Source organism: Streptomyces sp. CB01580, from assembly GCF_001905795.1.
In the GTDB taxonomy this organism is placed as follows: Bacteria; Actinomycetota; Actinomycetes; order Streptomycetales; family Streptomycetaceae; genus Streptomyces.
On sequence record NZ_LIXJ01000015.1, the window covers coordinates 22,472 to 39,540 of the forward strand.

13 protein-coding genes are annotated in these 17,069 nt (G+C 69.6%); 2 read left to right on the plus strand and 11 right to left on the minus strand.

The window, feature by feature from the left end:
• Positions 1-83: 83 nt before the first annotated feature.
• From AMK22_RS21380 to AMK22_RS21390, 3 genes are read right to left on the minus strand one after another with little or no spacing between them, the layout of a single operon-like run.
• Entirely contained in the window at positions 84-953 is an 870-nt protein-coding gene (locus tag AMK22_RS21380; protein WP_073787308.1) for an HAD family hydrolase, read from the minus strand.
• The gene (locus tag AMK22_RS21385) at positions 950-3,814 is read right to left on the minus strand and encodes a phosphoribosyltransferase (RefSeq protein WP_073787309.1); all 2,865 of its coding nucleotides are present in this window, start codon (positions 3,812-3,814) and stop codon (positions 950-952) included. Before AMK22_RS21385 ends, AMK22_RS21380 begins: the two co-directional genes overlap by 4 nt.
• Positions 3,811-4,974: an HpcH/HpaI aldolase/citrate lyase family protein gene (locus AMK22_RS21390; protein ID WP_073787310.1), complete on the minus strand. Its 1,164-nt coding sequence runs from the start codon at positions 4,972-4,974 to the stop codon at positions 3,811-3,813. Before AMK22_RS21390 ends, AMK22_RS21385 begins: the two co-directional genes overlap by 4 nt.
• 220 nt (positions 4,975-5,194) lie before the next feature.
• Here AMK22_RS21390 and AMK22_RS21395 point away from each other — a divergent pair, with 220 nt between their 5' ends.
• Positions 5,195-6,112 (plus strand): TerD family protein, encoded by a 918-nt coding sequence (locus tag AMK22_RS21395; RefSeq protein ID WP_073787311.1) that lies wholly within the window; start codon positions 5,195-5,197, stop codon positions 6,110-6,112.
• A gap of 376 nt (positions 6,113-6,488) precedes the next feature.
• Here AMK22_RS21395 and AMK22_RS21400 read toward each other — a convergent pair whose 3' ends face one another.
• The 6 genes from AMK22_RS21400 to AMK22_RS21425 form a co-directional block, all read right to left on the minus strand.
• Positions 6,489-7,223: a TerD family protein gene (locus AMK22_RS21400; RefSeq protein ID WP_073787313.1), complete on the minus strand. Its 735-nt coding sequence runs from the start codon at positions 7,221-7,223 to the stop codon at positions 6,489-6,491.
• A gap of 333 nt (positions 7,224-7,556) precedes the next feature.
• On the minus strand, positions 7,557-8,702 hold the full coding sequence (locus AMK22_RS21405) for a DUF475 domain-containing protein (RefSeq protein WP_073787314.1): 1,146 nt from the start codon (positions 8,700-8,702) through the stop codon (positions 7,557-7,559).
• 70 nt (positions 8,703-8,772) lie between these two features.
• The gene (locus AMK22_RS21410) at positions 8,773-9,348 is read right to left on the minus strand and encodes a TerD family protein (protein WP_073787316.1); all 576 of its coding nucleotides are present in this window, start codon (positions 9,346-9,348) and stop codon (positions 8,773-8,775) included.
• A 277-nt stretch (positions 9,349-9,625) separates the two neighbouring features.
• Positions 9,626-10,201 (minus strand): TerD family protein, encoded by a 576-nt coding sequence (locus tag AMK22_RS21415; RefSeq protein ID WP_073787518.1) that lies wholly within the window; start codon positions 10,199-10,201, stop codon positions 9,626-9,628.
• Between the two features lie 224 nt (positions 10,202-10,425).
• Positions 10,426-10,884, minus strand: coding sequence for a peroxiredoxin (locus AMK22_RS21420; protein ID WP_073787318.1), 459 nt, complete (start codon positions 10,882-10,884; stop codon positions 10,426-10,428).
• A 186-nt stretch (positions 10,885-11,070) separates the two neighbouring features.
• Positions 11,071-11,508 (minus strand): DUF3052 domain-containing protein, encoded by a 438-nt coding sequence (locus AMK22_RS21425; RefSeq protein ID WP_073787320.1) that lies wholly within the window; start codon positions 11,506-11,508, stop codon positions 11,071-11,073.
• Positions 11,509-11,979: 471 nt separating this feature from the next.
• Here AMK22_RS21425 and aceE point away from each other — a divergent pair, with 471 nt between their 5' ends.
• Positions 11,980-14,721 (plus strand): pyruvate dehydrogenase (acetyl-transferring), homodimeric type, encoded by a 2,742-nt coding sequence (aceE, locus tag AMK22_RS21430; protein WP_073787322.1) that lies wholly within the window; start codon positions 11,980-11,982, stop codon positions 14,719-14,721.
• Between the two features lie 99 nt (positions 14,722-14,820).
• Here aceE and AMK22_RS21435 read toward each other — a convergent pair whose 3' ends face one another.
• Together AMK22_RS21435 and AMK22_RS21440 are read right to left on the minus strand one after the other, a co-directional pair.
• Positions 14,821-15,213 (minus strand): peptidase inhibitor family I36 protein, encoded by a 393-nt coding sequence (locus AMK22_RS21435; RefSeq protein WP_073787520.1) that lies wholly within the window; start codon positions 15,211-15,213, stop codon positions 14,821-14,823.
• A 217-nt stretch (positions 15,214-15,430) separates the two neighbouring features.
• Positions 15,431-17,041 (minus strand): MFS transporter, encoded by a 1,611-nt coding sequence (locus tag AMK22_RS21440; protein WP_073787323.1) that lies wholly within the window; start codon positions 17,039-17,041, stop codon positions 15,431-15,433.
• Between the last annotated feature and the right edge of the window lie 28 nt (positions 17,042-17,069).

Consider the following 17,069-nt stretch of genomic DNA (forward strand, 5'->3'; position numbering starts at 1 on the left):
GGAACGCACGCCCGGTTCAGCATGCCCGGGTGCCGGTGCACGCCCCGGCTCGATGCTCGCCCGGCGTCAGCGCACGCCCCGGTTCAGCGCATCCGCTCCGGACGGGGCCCCGGGAGGAGGTCCGGGCCCGAGGCCCTCAGGAGATGCCGCAGGATCGCCTCGCCCGCGGCCACCCCGTCCTCGGCCGTCACCTGGACGTGCGGGGCATTCCAGCCGGCTTCGGCGAGTTCTCCGTGGGCCGGACGCCAGGCGTGGTCGGCGGCCAGGAGCAGATCGGCGTCGAGGAGGCTGTCACCGGCCGCGAGGGTGCGCGTGGCAGCCGTGCGCCGGGCGACCTCGCGCATGGCGGCGCTCTTGGTGAGCGGGGCAGGTACGGCGTAGATCTTGCGGCCCTGGAGAGAGACCGTCCAGCCGCGGCTCCCCGCCCACTCCCCCAGCTCTTCGACCCAGCCGTCGGGCAGCAGCGAGCGTTCCACGACGAGATACGCGAAGAGGTCCTCGGCCACGCGTTCCTTGAGCACCCACGCGGGGTCGGCCGCGGCCAGGAGACGGGCGCGGACCTCGGCGAGCGAGGCCGACTCGGCGGCGAGCCTGCGGGAGACCCGGGCCTGCCAGTCGCGGTCGGACTCTCCGTCGACGAGAAGGTGCCCGCCGTTGGCACAGATCGCGAACCGGGGTGCGGGGCCGGGGAGGCGGACGCGCCCGTACTGCTCACGGGTACGGGTGGTCGTGGGGACGAAGACCGTGGTGCGGGCCAGCTCGTCGAGCAGCGCCGCGGCCGTCTCGGTCAGGTAGGAGAGGGGCTTGCGCTCGTACACCTCCACGCAGAGCAGGCGGGGGGCCTCGGCGTCCGGCACGGCGAGCCGGAGCGCCGCCGCGGAGTAGATCAGGGTGCGGTCGAGATCGCTGGCGACCAGTGTCGTGGCGGCGCGGGACGTGTCCGGTGCGGTCACTTCGGCTCCACCGCCCTGCCGTTCGCGCCCGTCGCGCCCCGCGTGTACTTCGGGTGGATCAACCCGACGCAGGTGTACGGGAGTTCGTCGACCTCCTCGATCGGCACCCCGCGCTGCCGCGCCAGCAGCCGGATGTGGTCGAGGTCCGCACCCGCGCCGCGCCTGGCGAGGATCTTCCACGGGACCCGGCGCAGTAGCACGCGGGTGGTCTCGCCGACGCCCGGCTTGACCAGGTTCACGTCATGGATGCCGTGCTCCTCGCTGATGCGTTCCACCGCGGCCCAGCCCTCCCAGGTGGGGGTCCGGTCGGCGGCCGGCAGCGCCGCGACCTCCGCGTCCACGGCGTCGGCGACCTCGTCGAAGCACGCGGTGACGGTGTCGAGGAAGTGGCCGGACACATCGCTGTCCGCGAGTTCCCGGTAGAACTTCGCGCCGTGGAATTCGTCGGGACCGACCAGGTCGGAGCGGAGGACCGTACGCGAGACCAGCCCGGAAACAGTGGAGTTGAGGCAGGCCGACGGGATCAGGAAGTCCTCGCGGGTGCCGTAGGTGCGCACGCAGCCACCCGGGTCGGCCAGGACCGCGATCTCCGGGTCGAAGCCCCCGGAGCCACCGGCCCGCACGACGCCCTCGGCCTCCTCCGGCCCCTTCGTTCCGTCGAACTCGGCCAGGGCCTCGGCGAGTTCGCGGGTGATCGCCCCCTTGCCGGTCCAGCCGTCGACGAAGACGACGTCGGCCGGGTCGTGGTGGGCGGCCAGCCAGCGCAGGGCGTTGGCGTCGATGCCTCGGCCGCGCACGATGGAGACGGCGTAGTGCGGCAGGTCGAGGCCGTGGCGATGGCGGGCCCAGCGGCGCATGAGGATGCCGACCGGGGTGCCGGCCCTGACGAGCGAGACCAGGACGGGGCGCGGGGTGCGCTCGGCGAGGACGGTCTCGGTGACGGTACCGACGGCACGGGCGACACGGGCGGCCGACACCTCCAGCGCCGCCTTGAACAGGCTCTGGTACTGGTCGGACGGCTGGTACTCGACGGGCAGCGACTCGGCGTAGTGCGCGCCACCGCTCTGTATCGCCTCCTCGCGTTCCTCGACCGGCGCCTCCAGTTCCACATGCGAGAGGTCCTGGAGCAGCCAGCCGACCTCGTCCGGCGCGTAGGAGGAGAACGCGGGGCCGCGGAGGGGCTCGGGCAGCACGGTGGGGGGCTCCTGCCGTTCGGAGACGTGTGGGTCGGACACGTACGGGTCGGGTGAATCGGGCACGTACGAGTCGGGGGCGCCCGGGTCGAAAACGTGCGGGTCGGGGGCGTGCGCAGGGGTGCACGGCCGGGCGTACGAGGGGACGTACGACGGGACGACGGCGAGCAGGACACGGTCGGTGTGGGCGGCGAGCCGCGCCAACAGGCCGTCGGGGGCGTGGAGTTCGGGTGTGTCGGCGGCGGAGTCGACGGTCACGACCACGGCGTCGAACCCGGCGCCCGCGACGTTGTACGCGTACCGGTCGCCGGGCCCGTCGGCCGGGTTGTCGTGGGCCGGGAAGACCAGTCGGCTGCGTATCGCGTAGCCCGGATCGTCCACGGCGAGGACGGGGGAACGCGTGGTCGTCGAGTAACGCGTCTCGGCGTCCGTGCGCTCCTCCAGCGCCGCGGCCAGTCGGAGAGGCGCGTACATCAGCTCCTCGAAGCCCAGGACCAATACGCGTCGGGCTCCGCCCAGTGCGGCTGCGACACGGTCGGCCATGGCCGGGAGCGCCCGTTCCAGGGCGGCCCGGTGGGCGGGGGTGAATCCATGGCGCCCGCCGTCGGGCACACCGGCCGGCCACCGGAGGTCGACCCGGGTGCACGTGCGGCGCTCCGTCCCGACGACCGCCGCCGGACCGGGAGAATCCGCCTCCGGACCGGGAGAATCCGGCTTCGGACCGAGGGATCCCGCCGCCGGACCAGGAGAATCCGAGTCCCGGTGGAGGGAGTCCGCCTCCGGACCTGAGGATTCCGCTTCCAGGCCGGGAGACTCCGCCTCCCGGCCGCCGGAACCGGCCTGCTCCTGCGCGGCGACCAGCGCACGGCCCTTCTCCAGGACACCGTCCGGGAGCGTGACCGTGCCCGAGCACCGCGCCACCAGGTCGACGCGCGCGCCGATCTCCGCGGCGAACGCGGCCAGCCGTACCCGGTCGGCGGGTGAGCGCATGTCCACCAGGGCCACGACGACGTACCGTCCGCGCGGGTACCGCTCGTGCAGGGCGCGGATGGTGTTGAGCACGGTGTTGCCGGTGGAGAACTCGTCGTCCACCAGCACCAGCGGCGCATCGGCGACCGCACTCGACTGCTCCGCGACCGCGTCCGGCGCATCGGCGACCGCACCCGGTGCCTCGCCGTCGCCCCGGCCGCCCGCCAGCAGGGCGGGGTCCTCCGGGAGCAGCAGATGCGAGGTGGCGTGCGAGTGCGACTCCTCGAAGCCGCCCGCCCGCGCCACTCCGTCGACCGGTCGGCGCGTCGAGTGGAGGTACGGAGCCACGCCCAGCCCGTCCGCGACCGCGTGCCCGAGGCCGGTGGCCGTCTCCGCGTAACCGAGCACGACGGCCCGGCGCGCCTCGGCCTCGCCGAGAAGTGCGCGCACCCGTCGGCCCAGCTCGAATCCGGCGCCGTACACCACGGAGGGCTTCTGCGGCACGTGCTTGCCGAGCACGTTCGACACGAGCAGATGGGCCCGCTTGGGGTTGCGGCGCAGGGCGAGGCCCAGCAGTTCCCGCAGTTCCCGGTCGCCGTCGGGCCTCCCGTCACCGATCAGTTCGACGCCCAGTCGTTCCGTCACCCAGCTGCCCGACCACACCATGTCCGTCGTCCGCTCCTCGCCCGCGGCCCTCATTCCACGACCCCCGCGGCCAGCAGCTCCACGAAGCCGACGTCCTCTCTTGCCACGCCGAAGACCTCCGCGCGCAGCAGGGTCCGCTCGGCCCAGGCGCGGTGCGGCTTCACCTCGTTCATCTTGTTCGTGTACGCGGAGCGCATGACGCCGCCGCCGTCGCGTTCCGGCCGCAGGATGTCCTGGGCGTCGCTGAACTCCTCGTGACTGACCACCGACAGCGCGTGCACGGGCGCGACGTGCGACGGATGGATGCAGGTCTTGCCGAGGAGGCCGTTGGCCCGGTCCAGCTCGATCTCACGCAACAGACCGTCCAGGTCGTGCTCGATCAGCGCGGTGCGCAGCTCCTCGGCGCGGCCCTCCAGGAAGGGGCTGCGGCGCAGCTGTGGTTTGAACATGCGCTCCTGGAGCCGGAAGTACTCCCACACCGGTCCGGTGATCGTGAAGCCCGTGCCGTCCGCCCGGCCCAGCACGTTGACGACGTCGGCGATGACGGCGCCGACGATCTGTACGTCGTAGGCCGTCATGTCGGGCGGTCTGCGCAGCCCGTACGCCGAGCAGAAGTCGGTGACGCCGAGCCGCAGCGCGAGCACGCGTTCGCGGTACTTGTCGACGGTGCGGGCTATTCCCCGCAGTGTTTCCCGACGCGTCTCCAGGTGCAGCAGCTCGGGCGATTCGAGAACGGGCATCGCGAACAGCCGCCGCCCGCATGCCTTTTCGGCCTGGAATACGGCCTCCATGAAGGGCGCGCCACGCTCTTCCGTGAACTTTGGAAGTACAAATCCAGACAACAACCGGACGGCGCTGCCGAGCCGGCGCACCAGGTCGACGACCTGGCCCGGTTCCCGGACCCGGATGAAGAGCAGGGGCAGCTCGGCGCCTCGCGCCTCAAGGTCGGCGAACTGCCTGACCAGGTTCTCCTCGGCATCGACGACCTCGGAGTCGTCGATCGAGTCCTCCAGGCAGAGCACCATCGACACGACTCCGCGCGCGACCTGCTTGATGATGTCGTCGGCGAGCCTCGGTCTAGTGGCGGGGCTGTACAGAGTCGCCCCGAGAGCGGCCGAAAGCACATGGGCGGGCGAATCCGCCCCGAAGACGCAGGGCTCCCGGAAGAACAGCCTCTCTCGGACCGCGGGCGCAACGTGCCCGAAATGACGCATTTATTTCCCCCGTACTGCCTGACCGGCCGAAGAACACATGGCCGGTAATAGTACGTACGGACGAGTGTCAAGAGTTCCCCGTGGGCATGAACTCCAGGTAACTCGTCCATATACCGACCACGCGGCGTACGGCGAACGGCCTGGTTCCGGGCCGCCCCGCAGACACCCGGTGCGACCCCCGCGTTGTCCGCGCGGGCAGCCAGAAGGCAGGATGACGGGCATGACGCACGCGATGGTGAAAGGCTCGAACGTCCCTCTGGACGCCATGGCCGTACGGGCCGTGCTGCGCTGGACACCGGGCACCGGGGTTCCGGACGTGGACGCCTCGGCCCTGCTGCTGGGAACCGACGGACGCGTGCGCTCGGACGAGGACTTCGTCTTCTACAACCAGCCCCGCCACCCCTCCGGCCTGGTTCGACGGCTGCCGAAGCGCAGTGTGCCCGAGGGGCTCACGGACAGTATCGAGGCCGATCTCACCGCGCTCGACCGCTCGGTGGACCAGGTGATCATCGCCGCGTCCTCCGACGGCGCCACCTTCGCCCAGGTGCGCGATCTGCGCATCCTGCTGTACGACACGGCGGGCACCGGCGAGGAGCCGCTCGCCGTGTTCGACGTGCGCCCGGAGACCGGCGAGGAGACGGCGATCATCTGCGGGGAGCTGTACCGGCGCGGCGATGGCTGGAAGTTCCGGGCCGTGGCGCAGGGCTATCCGACCGGACTGGTCGGCCTGGCGACCGCTTTCGGCATCTCGGTCGACGAGACGGAACCCGCCCCGGCCCCCTCGGTGTCCGCGGTCACGTCCCCGGCGCCCTCCCCGATAGTGGCGTCCCCGCCCATGGCCCCGCCCGTTCCCGCTCCCGCGTTCCCGCCGCCCGTGCCCGCGTTCCCGCCCGCCCCGGCGCCCGGCCCCGACGCGCAGGTCACGGTCCAGCACCAGCAGCCCGGATACGGCTATCCACAGCCCTCGATGGCCCACCCGGCCCCGCAGCCGGTCGTCCCTCCACCCGCCTACGGGTATCCGCAGGCGGGTGCGGCCCAGGCCGCCCACGGCTATCCGCAGCCCGCCCCGGCCGCGGCGCCCGCTCCCGACCCGCACTTCGTGCTGCCCCCGCAGGGACCGCAGTTCGTACGGCAGTGACACGGCGCTGGAGCGCCGCGCACCCGGCACCAAAACACCCGGCGCCGGGATGTCCCGTCACGGACCGGTCGCGCCGCCCCGGTACGGACCGGCCATGGTCCGGCATCTGTGCTCGGGTCCAGGACGTGCAGCCGCGCACGGCTCTAGTGCCGTGACCGGCAAGGTTTGCCCGGAAGGAGCGGCGTCCGGTGCGTGCGATCGCAAGGCGGCCGAAAGCCCTCGGATGGGGTCTCCCCTGCTCGAACGAAGTCGAGAGCTTGGGGAAGGGCTACGTGGGCTCTCGGCCAACGCCGCGAGCGTGCGTGCCGGGCGGTGCGACGGGGCAAACGTTGCCGGGAGCGGCACTAGGGTCCTGGGCCGCGGGCGTGTGCCGCTCTCAGGTCCGGGACTTGTAGCCGCGCCCCCACTGCATGCCCCAGCCGTACATGCGGTCCAGCTCCGACTGGAAGCCGTACACGAACTTCACCTCGCGCCGCACGACGAACTCGTCCTTGGAGTTGTCGACCGTGAACACCGCGCAGGAGCGCGCCTCCGGGGCGTGCTCGTCGAGTTCGATCTCGATCTGCGGCCCGTTGCCGGGGTAGAGCGTCACCTTGGCGTGCGTGCGGTCGAAGGCCGGCGTCTGGTCGTAGATGTAGACGAAGAACAGCAGCCGCTTGAAGTGCTCGCGCTGGTCGAGATTGACGTAGACGGTCTCGCCGGACGGCGCCCCGAAGCGGTCGTCCCCGCTGAGCCGTATGTACGGCGGTGCGTTCAGGTCGCCCAGGAGGTCGCCCAGAGGCTGGACCACTCCCCTGGTGCCGTCCTTCAGCTCGTACATGCAGCCCAGGTCCAGGTCCACGTTGACCATCCCCTGGGTGTGCGCCTGGACGACATCGGGCTGGAACATCTTCAGGGGGCGCAGCAGCCTGCCGCTCTGCCGCGATCTGCCTTCTATGTCGGACGTGCGCATCCGCCAGGAGAGGTTGACCCGCAGATTGCCGTTCAGCGCGCCGTTCTTGGTCAGCGAGACCGTGGCGTTCCGCTTGGAAAGCACGATCGAGCTGGTCAGCGCGTTGCCCGACTCGAACTGCGGCTGCCGCCCCGGCCATAGATTGTCCAGGAACCCCATCCCCAACCCCCACGTCTCTCGGTTCTCTCGATCGGAAGTGCCCCGGCCCGTGCCCCGGCCCGATGGTGATGGCCGTCCCATGCCGCGCACGGTCCGCACATCACCGCGGGGCGGGCCGCCGGGCCGGCTCCGGATGTCTCCGGAGAACCGTCGCCACGCGGACCGCCCCGCTGAAAGCGTTCCTCATTCCCCACCGGGTCACACCCCGGATTTCCCCACCGGGTCACGCCCGGCCGGGAATTCCCCACCGGATCGCACCCGGACTCCCCGGCGGATCGCACCGGGGCGGGGCTCCCCGCCCCGGTCGCGCCGGAGCGGGGGCTCCCCTTGAGGTCACACGCCGGACGGGACTTCCGTCCTGGATCCGGCCTCGTCACTCCCGCCCGCGGCCGCCAGCGCCTTGTTGCGCCGGACCGAGGACCAGAAGGACCAGCCGATCAGCAGGACACCGACCAGACCGGTGATGAGCTCGTGGATCTGGTACTGGATGGTGACGAGGAGGATGACGGCCAGCGCGCCGATGGCGTAGTGGGCGCCGTGCTCCAGGTAGACGTAGTCGTCGAGGGTGCCCTGACGGACGAGGTAGACCGTGAGCGAACGGACGTACATGGCGCCGATGCCGAGGCCCAGGGCCATCAGCACGATCTCGTTGGAGATGGCGAAGGCGCCGATGACACCGTCGAACGAGAAGGACGCGTCGAGCACCTCCAGGTAGAGGAACATGAAGAACGCGGCCTTGCCGGAGAGCGCGATCGCGGAAACCTTCTTCCCGCTCTTCCGTGCCTCCTCCTCGGCCTCGTGCTCCCGCTCCTCCTCTTCCTCCAGCCGGTTCTCGAAGAAGCCCGAGAGACCGCCGACGATGAGGTACGTGATCAGACCGGCGACCCCGGCGAGCAGGACGGTCTCCGCCTTGTCGGCATGACCGCCGCCGTGCTGGTGCGCGTTGGTCGCGAAGGTCATGGCCGAGATCAGCAGCACGATCAGCGCGATGCAGACCGACAGCATGTCGACCTTGCCCAGCTTCGCGAGCGGGCGCTCGATCCAGCGCAGCCACTGGATGTCACGCTCCTCGAAGATGAAGTCGAGGAAGATCATCAGCAGGAACATGCCACCGAACGCGGCGATCGCCGGGTGGGCGTCCGTGACCAGTTCCTGATAGCGCTCGGGCTGGCTGAACGAAAGGTCGACCGCCTCGATGGGACCCATCTTGGCGGTGACGGCCACGATCACGACGGGGAACACCAGTCGCATACCGAAGACGGCGATGAGCACACCGATCGTGAGGAAGATCTTTTGCCAGAAGGCATTCATCTTCTTCAGGATTCCCGCGTTGACCACCGCGTTGTCGAAGGACAGCGAGATCTCCAGGATGGACAGGATCGCCACCACACCGAAGGCTTCCCACCCCCCGTAGAACACCGCTGCGACCAGGCCGAGCGCGGTGACCGCGAACGACCAGCCGAAGGTTTTCAGAAGCACTGGCTACCCCATCGTGTGTGAAACGGGTCTCCCCCGGCTTGAACGGGGCTCCCCCGCGCCGTGCGCGGCTTTACGAAACGTTGACCCCAAAGTCTAGAGCGATCCCACGCAACCCGGACGCGTACCCCTGACCTACGGCACGGAACTTCCATTCGCCGTTGTACCGGTACAGCTCGCCGAAGATCATCGCGGTTTCCGTCGACGCGTCCTCGGTGAGGTCGTAACGCGCGAGTTCCTGACCGTCCGCCTGGTTGACCACGCGGATGTACGCATTGCCGACCTGTCCGAAGGTCTGCCCCCGGCTGTCCGCCTCATGAATGGAGACCGGGAAAATGATCTTGTCGCAGTGCGCCGGGACCTGGGTGAGATTCACGATGACCGACTCGTCGTCGCCATCGCCCTCGCCCGTGAGATTGTCACCGGTGTGCTCCACGGAGCCGTCGGGGCTCTTGAGGTTGTTGTAGAACACGAACCATTCGTCGCCGAGCACCCGGCCCGACTGGCACAGCAGCGCGCTGGCGTCGAGGTCGAAGTCGGCGCCGGTGGTGGAACGCGCGTCCCAGCCGAGCCCGACCAGCACCTGGGTGAGGTTGGGTGCGGCCTTGGAGAGGGAGACGTTGCCTCCCTTGGCGAGCGTGACGCCCATGGTGTGGTCCTCCCCGAGTCGATGAGTCGATGAAACCGTCTGTTGAACCTGAATCGACTGCTGAGCCCGTCCGGCGCCGCACCGCGTGCGGCGCCGGACGGGCTGCGTGCCTGGGTGAACCGGGCCGCTCCCGGCGGACCGACCCGGTCTCGTGCCTGTTCGACCGCCGCGCCTCGAACATCCGAGCCCTCACCTCGGACGCCGAGAACCCGGAGGCCGGACGTCGGCACCCCCGGTGTCCGGGGCCTCGGACGACGAGGCCCCGGATCCCGGGATCTCAGACGTTGACGCCGAAGTCCTGCGCGATGCCGCGCAGCCCCGAGGCATACCCCTGGCCGATGGCGCGGAACTTCCACTCCGCCCCGTGGCGGTACAGCTCACCGAAGACCATGGCGGTCTCCGTGGACGCGTCCTCGCTCAGGTCGTAGCGCGCCAGCTCGCTGTTGTCGGCCTGGTTGACCACGCGGATGTACGCGTTACGCACCTGGCCGAAGCTCTGCTGGCGGGTCTCTGCCTCGTAGATCGAGACCGGGAAGACGATCTTGTCGACATCGGCCGGAACGGCGGACAGGTTGACCTTGATGACCTCGTCATCACCCTCGCCCTCACCGGTGAGGTTGTCACCGGTGTGCTCGACGGAGCCGTCGGGGCTCTTGAGGTTGTTGAAGAAGACGAAGTTGCTGTCGTTGCTGACCTTGCCCTGGGCATTCGTCAGCAGGGCGCTGGCGTCGAGGTCGAAGTCACCACCGGTGGTGGTGCGGGCATCCCAGCCCAGACCGACGATCACGGCGGTCAGGTTGGGCGCGGCCTTGGTCAGCGAGACGTTGCCGCCCTTGCTGAGGCTGACTCCCACGAGTCCTCCCATTGGTTTCCTTGGGGGCCGGCGGGCGCCGGCGCCTCCACGTTGCTTGGCATCCGATCAACGAGTGGATCCTAGTGACCGGTTCCCGGCCGGAGCAGGCTTTTGGCCGGGTTGGAGCGGATCCACCGGTCGCCGGTCGGGCGGACCGGAGCGCTCCGGTGGATCGCGGTGCTGCGGTGCATGGGACGCCCCGGTGGCCCGGAGCACCCGTGGGATCAGAGCGCGTCGAGCGCCTTGATGTAGTCGTCGAGGTCACGCGCGTCGGGCAGGGCGTTGACCACGGTCCAGCGCACCACGCCCTCCTTGTCGATGATGAAGGTGCCGCGCACCGCGCAGCCCTTCTCCTCGTCGAAGACGCCGTACGCACGCGAGGTCTCGCCGTGCGGCCAGAAGTCCGAGACCAGCGGGTATTCGAGACCCTCCTGCTCGGCGAAGACCCGCAGGGTGTGGATGGAGTCGTTGGAGACGGCGAGCAGCTGCGTGTCGTCGTTCACGAACTTCGGCAGCTCGTCGCGGAGCGCGCAGAGCTCACCCGTGCAGACGCCGGTGAAGGCGAACGGGTAGAAGAGCAGCACGACGTTCTTCTCGCCGCGGAAGTCGGAGAGCTTCACGGTCCGGCCGTGGTTGTCCTTCAGCTCGAAATCCGGGGCCTGGGTGCCGACCTCGATCGCCATGAGACGCGTCCCTTTCGCTACGTTCACCGGGCTGGGCTGTCCGGGTGACCCCAGCCTACGCAGACCTCGCGCCGCCCCGTGCACGACCGGATAAGGCAGTCGTACGACGTGGCCGTACGACGAAGGTCCCCCCTGCGGCCGCTGCCGGTGGGGGGACCTTCATGGTTCGGGCGCGTCGAGCGCCGTTCAGCGCTTGCCGCGGGCCGCCTTCGGCGTGACCAGACGGCTGCCCGTCCAGTCCTTGCCCACGCTGATGCTCTTGGTCTGGGAGAGACCGGCGGTCTGCGCGGCCTCGTTGATGTCGCTCGGTTCGATGTAGCCGTCACGGCCGGTCTTCGGCGTCATCAGCCAGACCGTGCCGCCGTCCTCGATCAGACCAATGGCATCCACCAGCGCGTCCGTAAGGTCGCCGTCCTCGTCGCGGAACCACAGCAGAACGGCGTCGGCGACGTCGTCGTAGTCCTCGTCGACCAGATCCTGACCGATCGCGGCCTCAATGCCCTCACGGAGCTCCTGCTCGACGTCGTCGTCGTAGCCGATCTCCTGGACCACCTGTCCGGGCTCGAACCCCAGGCGTGCTGCCGGGTTGGTCCGCTCCTCCGCGTGGTCCGCGGTCGCGCTCACGGGTTGCCTCCTGATCATGTTTCGGAAAATGCTTCGGCCACGCACGTGCGCGAGGCATTGGCCGTAGTCCACACGGGAGTGGCGGATCGCGCAAGTACCCAGCGTGCGAGACCGCCTAAACGAGGACGTTCCCTGCCACGTCCCCGCGGTGTCGGCGGCCTCCCTGCGGGGCCCGGCGCTACCGTCCACACCCTTTACGTCCTTCCACAGCTTATGCCGTTTCGGTCCGCCATTCGGATTCGAACATCCTTTGGGAACGCTTAGGCGGCTTGGGCGTATGGTTTCCGTTTGCGGCGACCCGTCCCCCGCCATGGGCGCGATGTCTCGTGAACACAAGGGGTTACCCCTCGGTAGAGATGACGTTTGCGCCCTTGCGGTACACGATGGTGATGGCGTACTGGCACCACCTCCCGGGGGCACGTTCTCCCGTGACCGGCCCCGTAGAGCAGCACCGAACAGCGAAGGAACAGCGTGGCTTCCGGATCCGATCGCAACCCGATCATCATTGGCGGCCTGCCGAGCCAGGTCCCGGACTTCGATCCCGAAGAGACCCAGGAGTGGCTCGACTCGCTCGACGCCGCCGTCGACGAGCGAGGCCGTGAGCGGGCCCGTTATCTGATGCTTCGGCTCATCGAGCGCGCGCGAGAGAAGCGTGTCGCCGTGCCGGAGATGCGCAGCACGGACTACGTGAACACGATCGCCACGAAGGACGAGCCGTTCTTCCCCGGCGACGAGGAGATCGAGCGCAAGATCCTCAACGCGACCCGCTGGAACGCGGCCGTGATGGTGTCGCGCGCCCAGCGCCCGGGCATCGGGGTCGGCGGCCACATCGCCACCTTCGCCTCCTCCGCCTCGCTCTACGACGTGGGCTTCAACCACTTCTTCCGGGGCAAGGACGACGGCCTGGGCGGCGACCAGATCTTCTTCCAGGGCCACGCGTCCCCGGGCATCTACGCCCGCGCCTTCCTGCTCGACCGGCTGAACGAGGCGCAGCTCGACGCGTTCCGCCAGGAGAAGTCGAAGGCGCCCAACGGTCTGTCCAGCTACCCGCACCCGCGGCTGATGCCGGACTTCTGGGAGTTCCCGACCGTCTCGATGGGCCTCGGTCCGCTCTCCGCGATCTACCAGGCGCGGATGAACCGGTACATGGAGGCGCGCGGCATCGCCGACACCTCCCGGTCGCACGTGTGGGCGTACCTGGGCGACGGCGAGATGGACGAGCCGGAGTCGCTGGGCCAGCTCTCCCTCGCCGCCCGCGAGGGCCTGGACAACCTGACCTTCGTGGTCAACTGCAACCTGCAGCGGCTCGACGGCCCGGTGCGCGGCAACGGCAAGATCATCCAGGAGCTGGAGTCGCAGTTCCGCGGCGCCGGATGGAACGTCATCAAGCTGGTCTGGGACCGCTCCTGGGACCCGCTGCTCGCGCAGGACCGCACCGGCATCCTGGTCAACAGGCTGAACACCACGCCGGACGGGCAGTTCCAGACGTACGCCACCGAGTCCGGCGCGTACATCCGCGAGCACTTCTTCGGGGACGACCCGCGGCTGCGCGAGATGGTCAAGGACATGTCCGACGACCAGATCCTGCACCTGGGGCGCGGCGGTCACGACCACCGCAAGGTGTACGCGGCGTACGCGGCGGCCAAGGCCCACAAGGGCCAGCCGACGGTGATCCTGGCGCAGACGGTCAAGGGCTGGACGCTGGGGCCGAACTTCGAGGGCCGCAACGCCACCCACCAGATGAAGAAGCTCACGGTCGAGGACCTCAAGCGGTTCCGCGACCGGCTGCACCTCCCGATCAGCGACAAGCAGCTGGACGAGGGCTACCCGCCCTACTACCACCCGGGCCGCGACTCGGAGGAGATCCAGTACATGCACGACCGCCGCAGCAGTCTGGGCGGTTACGTCCCGACGCGTGTGGTGCGTGCGAAGCCGCTGGCCCTGCCCGGGGACAAGACGTACGCGACCGCGAAGAAGGGTTCGGGTCAGCAGTCGATCGCCACGACCATGGCGTTCGTCCGCATCCTGAAGGACCTCATGCGGGACAAGGAGATCGGCAATCGTTTCGTGCTGATCGCGCCCGACGAGTACCGCACCTTCGGCATGGACGCCTTCTTCCCGAGCGCGAAGATCTACAACCCGCTGGGTCAGCAGTACGAGTCGGTGGACCGCGATCTGCTGCTCGCGTACAAGGAGTCGCCGCAGGGCCAGATGCTGCACGACGGCATCTCGGAGGCCGGTTGCACGGCGTCGCTGATCGCCGCCGGGTCGGCGTACGCCACGCACGGCGAGCCGCTGATCCCGGTGTACGTCTTCTACTCGATGTTCGGCTTCCAGCGCACCGGCGACCAGTTCTGGCAGATGGCCGACCAGCTCGCACGCGGCTTCGTGCTGGGCGCGACCGCCGGTCGTACGACGCTGACCGGTGAGGGTCTCCAGCACGCCGACGGCCACTCCCAGCTGCTGGCCTCGACCAACCCGGCGTGCGTGGCGTACGACCCGGCGTTCGGCTACGAGATCGCGCACATCGTCAAGGACGGTCTGCGCCGGATGTACGGCGGGACCCCTGAGGAGAACGAGGACGTCTTCTACTACCTCACCGTCTACAACGAGCCGATCCAGCACCCGGCCGAGCCGGAGAACGTCGACGCGGAGGGCATCCTCAAGGGTGTCTACCGCTTCAAGGCGGCCGAGCGGGGCGAGATCCCGGCCCAGATCCTGGCGTCCGGCGTGGCCGTGCCGTGGGCGGTCGAGGCGCAGCGGATCCTCGCCGAGGAGTGGAACGTCCGGGCGGACGTCTGGTCGGCGACCTCCTGGAACGAGCTGCGCCGCGAGGCCGTGGAGACGGAGCGGCACAACCTGCTGCACCCGGAGGAGGAGCAGCGCGTCCCGTACGTGACGCGGAAGCTCTCCGGCTCCGAGGGACCGTTCGTGGCGGTCTCGGACTGGATGCGTTCGGTGCCGGACCAGATCGCGCGCTGGGTGCCCGGTGCGTACCAGTCGCTGGGCGCGGACGGCTTCGGCTTCGCCGACACGCGTGGTGCGGCCCGCCGGTTCTTCCACATCGACGCGCAGTCGATCGTGCTCGCGGTACTGACGGAGCTTGCGAAGCAGGGCCGGATCGACCGGTCGCTGCTGAAGCAGGCGATCGACCGGTACGACCTGCTGGACGTGACCGCGGCCGACCCGGGCGCGGCCGGCGGCGACGCGTAGGCGCGACGGAGGTCGGGCCGAGAGCGACCGAGGGGCGGCGGGGACCGGACGGGTCCGCGCCGCCCCTCGGCGTGTCGGGCCGTGGCGGGTCATGTCCGGTCAGTTCTCCCAGACCTTGAACGCCCGGACCTGGTACGGGGACCGGGGCACCCAGGTGCCGCCGCCCGGGTAGGTCTCGAACTCCCCGGTCTCGGCGCATTCCGCCGACTGGTACGTGGTGACCGGGCGGCCCGTGCGGTTGACGAGCGCCTGGATCCTGGCGCCTGCCCGCAGCGGGACGCAGCTCTCGATGTCGACGGTGGACAGCTCGTGGATCTGCCGGGCTCCGGTGAAGTCCGGTTTCTCCCAGAGGCAGAGCTGGCCGCTGTCGCAGGTCCCGAGCCGGACGGGCGCGGAGCGGGCGACGGGCCGTGAGTCCGGCGCGTGCGCGACGGCGGCCTGCGGGATCAGTGCGGCAGCGGCGAGAGCGGTGGCAAGAGCGGTCGTACGCATCGTGCGTGTCGTACGCATGGAAATCGACCCCCGTGGTCGTGCGATTCGTTTGTACGCACCCTGACCTGCGGGGTGAGGCCCGGGAAAGAGGCCGCGGGGCACACCACCCGGATAGGCGACAGCCCCGCCGGAACGGTCCGACGGGGCTGTTGTACGCGGTGTGTTGACGGTGCCGGGCCTGTCGGCCCGCCGACGCGTCGGGGGACGGTACGGGCGGTCAGATGTGGCCCACGCCCGCACCCGCCTCGGCGTTCTGACCTCGCTTGGCGAGCGTGGCGACCAGTGCGGCGGCCACGGCGACGACGCCGGCGACCGTGAATGCCGTGCTCATGCCCGACACGAACGTGTCATGGGCGACATCGGTGATCTTCTGCGCGATCTCCGGCGGCATGTTGCCGGACACCGGCGGGATGCCGACCTCGACGGCCGCGGACGCCTGGTCCAGCTGCTGCTGGCTGAGCGGCGGAAGCTGCGCGGCCTTCCAGTTGTCGCCCAGGTTGGAGTCGACCTGCGAGGCCATGACCGCGCCCAGCACCGCCGTACCGAGGCTGCCGCCGACCTGCATGGCGGACTGCTGGAGACCACCGGCGACGCCGGACAGCTCCATCGGGGCGTTGCCCACGATGACCTCGGTGGCGCCCACCATCACCGGGGCGAGGCCGAGACCGAGCAGACCGAACCAGATCGACATGGTCAGGGTGCCGGTGCCGACATCCAGGCGGGACATCCCGAACATGGCGACCGCCGTGCACACCATGCCGCCGACCAGCGGAACCCGCGGGCCGAACTTGGTGATCATCGCGCCCGCGACCGGAGAGGCGACGATCATCATGCCGGTCAGCGGCAGCAGGTGCAGACCGCTGTCGACGGGGCTCAGACCGTGCACGTTCTGGAGGTAGAACGTGACGAAAAACAGCCCGCCCATGAAGGCGAAGGCCATCAGCACCATCAGGACCGTGCCCGCGGACAGCGGCAGCGACCGGAACATCGCCAGCGGGATCAGCGGCTCCCTGACGTTCTTCTGGGAGATGGCGAAGACCACGAACAGAGCCACGGCACCGCCCAGGAAGCCGAGGGTCTTGTAGTCGCCCCAGCCCCACTCGGAGCCCTTGATGAGCGCCCAGATCAGGCAGAACATCGCCTGCGACAGCAGCACGATGCCGCCGATGTCGAACGAGCGCGGGGCGTTCTCGGCGCGGTGGTCCTTGAGGATCACCAGGCCCAGCAGGAGCGCTATCACCCCGACCGGCACGTTGATGAAGAAGACGGACTGCCAGTTGACGTGCTCGACGAGCACGCCGCCGAGGATCGGACCGCCCGCGGTCGAGGCGCCGATCACCATGCCCCAGATGCCGATCGCCATGTTCAGCTTCTCGGCCGGGAAGGTGGCCCGCAGCAGGCCGAGCGCGGCGGGCATCAGCAGGGCGCCGAAGAGGCCCTGGAGCACCCGGAACACGATCACCAGGGCGACGCTGTCGGAGAGTCCGATGGCTCCCGATGCCGCGGCGAAGCCCACGACGCCGATCAGGAAGGTCTGGCGGTGACCGAACCGGTCACCGAGCTTGCCCGCGGTGATCAGGGACACCGCGAGGGCCAGCATGTAGCCGTTGGTGATCCACTGGACGTCGGCGAGCGAGGCTTTCAGGTCGTGCTGGATGGCCGGGTTGGCGATCGCGACGATCGTGCCGTCGAGCGCGACCATCATCACGCCGATGGCCACGGAGAAGAGCGTCAGCCAGGGGTGGCCGCGCAGCCCCTTGGCAGGTGCGGGACCGGCGGTGTCCCGCGGCTCCCGCGACGCTTTTTCGACGGTGGTCTGACTAGTCATGCCGGGGACACTAGTGTCAGCCTCTGAC